General features: G+C 70.0%; 5 protein-coding genes and 1 pseudogene. 2 read left to right on the forward strand and 4 right to left on the reverse strand.

Going from position 1 to position 2,674, the window contains the following annotated elements; all coding sequences use genetic code 11:
• On the forward strand, window positions 1–164 hold a 164-nt coding region (locus LOY02_RS10510), incomplete at its 5' end, for a winged helix-turn-helix domain-containing protein (protein WP_317182321.1).
• A 136-nt stretch (window positions 165–300) separates the two neighbouring features.
• Window positions 301–816 (forward strand): hypothetical protein, encoded by a 516-nt coding sequence (locus LOY02_RS10515; protein ID WP_317182309.1) that lies wholly within the window; start codon window positions 301–303, stop codon window positions 814–816.
• 374 nt (window positions 817–1,190) lie between these two features.
• On the opposite strand, the gene mnhG is transcribed toward LOY02_RS10515, so the two are convergent.
• The 4 genes and pseudogenes from mnhG to LOY02_RS10535 all read right to left on the reverse strand — a co-directional run.
• Window positions 1,191–1,541 carry a monovalent cation/H(+) antiporter subunit G gene (mnhG, locus tag LOY02_RS10520; protein ID WP_317182310.1) on the reverse strand — a complete coding sequence of 117 codons (351 nt, stop codon included), beginning with the start codon at window positions 1,539–1,541 and terminating at the stop codon, window positions 1,191–1,193.
• Entirely contained in the window at window positions 1,538–1,831 is a 294-nt protein-coding gene (locus tag LOY02_RS10525; RefSeq protein WP_317182311.1) for a monovalent cation/H+ antiporter complex subunit F, read from the reverse strand. The genes mnhG and LOY02_RS10525 overlap by 4 nt, the downstream gene beginning before the upstream one ends.
• Window positions 1,828–2,418, reverse strand: a complete 591-nt coding sequence (locus LOY02_RS10530; protein ID WP_317182312.1) for a Na+/H+ antiporter subunit E — start codon at window positions 2,416–2,418, stop codon at window positions 1,828–1,830. The genes LOY02_RS10525 and LOY02_RS10530 overlap by 4 nt, the downstream gene beginning before the upstream one ends.
• A pseudogene (locus LOY02_RS10535) lies at window positions 2,415–2,674 on the reverse strand (hypothetical protein); the annotation flags it as partial. The pseudogene LOY02_RS10535 and the gene LOY02_RS10530, both read right to left, overlap by 4 nt.

Genomic DNA, 2,674 nt, shown 5'->3' on the forward strand with positions numbered 1-2,674 from the left:
CCCGTGAGCAGCTCCTCAGCCACGTGTGGGGATACGACTTCGACCCGGGCTCCAACGTCGTCGACGTCTACGTGCGGTACCTGCGCCGAAAGCTCGGAACCCATCGCATCGAGACGGTCCGGGGGATGGGCTACCGCCTGGTCCAGGGCCCCGTCCCTGGATGAGAGTCCTCTCATGCGCCTCTCCTCGTCGATTCATCGTGTGCCGCGAGAGTGGGAGTCAACGAAGAGATGCCGCACTTGGCATCGCGTGACCCGCTTCGGCCCTGTGACCGGAGCGACGACGTGAGAGGTGGACGTGATGAACGTTTCCAGGAAGTGGGCCGTGGTCGGAGCCGTGGCAGTGCTGGGCACGGGCGGTGCCCTGAGTGCGGCCGCGCTCGGCCTCAATGACTCGCCCCCGAGTGACGAGGGAGCGGCCTCTGTGGTGTTGACGACAGGCGCCGCAGACGATGTCCAGGCCGATGACAGCCCCGCGAGCTTGGACTCCCCGAACGAGTCCGCGGTGGAGTCGGCCGAGTCGGCCACTGACAGCCCCGATGACCCCGCCGCCTCGGCAACGGAGTCTGCCACCTCTGCCTCGACCGTGTCGGCGCTGTCAGCGGACTCGCCGTCGCAGGAGGGGGACGCCGTTTCGGCGGCCAGCGCGGACTCCCCGATCCCGGCGCCGGCACGTCAGCCGGTCCAGACGGTGGAGAGCGCCGACTCCCCGGCACCGGCCCCCGTGGTCGTGTCGGCGGACAGCCCCGCCGACGTCGACTCCCCTGACGGTGCCGACTCCCCGGACGACGTCGACTCGGCCGACTCTGCCGACTGAGACCCGCTTGGACCGCAGGGTCGTCTGGCGGGCCCGGCCCGTCCACGCAGGAGCGCACCGGAGCTGGTGCGCTCCTGCTCTGGTGTCACGGACCCGGGACTGCGCACGCTCGTCGCGCCATGAGCGCCAAGCGCGCCGTGGGGGCCTTCGGGCTCGAGCAGCTTCGAGTGGGTGCCGATCCTGCTGATCCTGCTGATCCGACCGTCCTCGACGACGCACACCCGGCCTGCACCACCGAAGGAGCAGGCATCTTCGGGGAGCGGGCCGGCTCATCCGGTTGTCGGGGGCAGGGCCGGCAACAGGTCGCAACGCGCCGCCCATCAGCCGTATGCCGCTGGGGTGGCGAGGCGTCGGGGCTGCGGTGGCGCTGGAGCTCAGTCCCCCCGCTCGAGCGCCTCGGACAGCTCGTCGACGTCCAGGGTCTCGCGGGCGACCCGGCCGTTGCGATAGGCAGCGCGTCCGACGAGGTGGGCCGCGACAGGGGCGGTGAAGAACTGCGCGCCTCCGGCGATGAGGAGAGTCGTGGTGGCGGCCCACGAGCGCAGGGTCAGGGCCAGGGCGCCGAGGATGAGGAGGAGGCCGAGGGTCTGGGGCTTGGTGACGGCGTGGAGCCGGGAGAGCGTGTCGGGGAAGCGCACCAGGCCGACGGCGCCGGCGAGGCAGAGTCCTGATCCGAGGAGCAGGAAGATGGCGCCGACGACGTCGAGGGCGGAGGACCAGCTCATGATGCGGCTCCGTCCGACTCGGTGGGAGTGTCGTCGGTGTCGCGGGAGAGCAGCCGAGTGATGGCCACGCCACCGACGAAGTTGACCATCGCCAGGATCATCAGCAGCGGCAGGTTGGTCGCGTGGTCGTTCTCGACCGACTCGAGAGCGATCCCGGCGATGAGGATGACGAGGAGCACGTCGATCGCGAGGATCCGGTCGAGGCTGCTCGGCCCTCGGTAGAGGCGGACCAGGCAGAGCGCGGCAGCAAGGCCCAGCATGATGGTCGCGGCACCGGTGACGATGGTCATCGGCCCTCCTCCTTGAGTTTCTCGAGTGCGGTGATCTCGTCGGACGAGCCGAACACCCGCACTACCCGCTCCTCGATCTCGAGCACATGCGCACGAGCCTGCTCGATCGCTGTCCTCCCCGAGACGTCGAGCAGGTGGAGATAGACGATCGAGCTGGCCCTGCGTGCCTCGATCACGGTGGAGCCCGGGACGAGGCCGACGAGCTCGGAGGTGATGGTGAGGTAGAAGTCGGAGTGAGTCCTCAGCTGGACCGCGATGACGGAGTTGAGGGGTGGCCGGGGCCTGAAGGCGAGGAGGACGACCTGCACCGACGCGACCGCCAGGTCACGCAGGAAGTGCAGGACGAGAAGGAGCAGGCGGTGGAGGCGAAGGCGTCCGCCGAACTCGATCGAGGGCAGCGGGAAGGCGAGGGTGACGAGGAGGCCGATGAGGAGGCCGGAGACGATGTTGCCCCAGGTGATGCGATCCCAGAACAGCGACCAGGCCAGCGCCACGAAGAGGATGGCTCGCGGCTGGAAGGACCGGCGTCGCCGCCGCGGAAGCGTGTCGGGCGATGCTCCGTCGAGGGGTTGTGGCCGCGGGTTCATCGACGCACCTCCGGCGGCAACACGCTCGTGATGTAGGGGTCGCGTCCCCTGAGATCGGCTGCCGCGCGCTGGGTGTAGGCGAACAGCGGTCCGGCCACGAGGGTGATGAGGATTCCGACGGCGGTCATCGCGGCAGTTGCCGCGAGCATCGCCCGCGGGAGCGGCCGGGTCGACTGTGCGGTGGCGGTGGCGCTGAGCGGCGGGGGGTCGGTGAAGTGGTCGCGTGGCCCGGTGGCGAGGACCTCGCCGCTCGTGT

Origin of the sequence: Intrasporangium sp., from assembly GCF_032907665.1 — a bacterium.
Classification (GTDB): domain Bacteria; phylum Actinomycetota; class Actinomycetes; order Actinomycetales; family Dermatophilaceae; genus Intrasporangium.

Coding starts and splice junctions, on each gene's coding strand:
- LOY02_RS10515 (WP_317182309.1), top strand. CDS start 301: ATGAACGTTTCCAGGAAGTGGGCCGTGGTCGGAGCCGTGGCAGTGCTG.
- mnhG (WP_317182310.1), bottom strand. CDS start 1,541: ATGAGCTGGTCCTCCGCCCTCGACGTCGTCGGCGCCATCTTCCTGCTC.
- LOY02_RS10525 (WP_317182311.1), bottom strand. CDS start 1,831: ATGACCATCGTCACCGGTGCCGCGACCATCATGCTGGGCCTTGCTGCC.
- LOY02_RS10530 (WP_317182312.1), bottom strand. CDS start 2,418: ATGAACCCGCGGCCACAACCCCTCGACGGAGCATCGCCCGACACGCTT.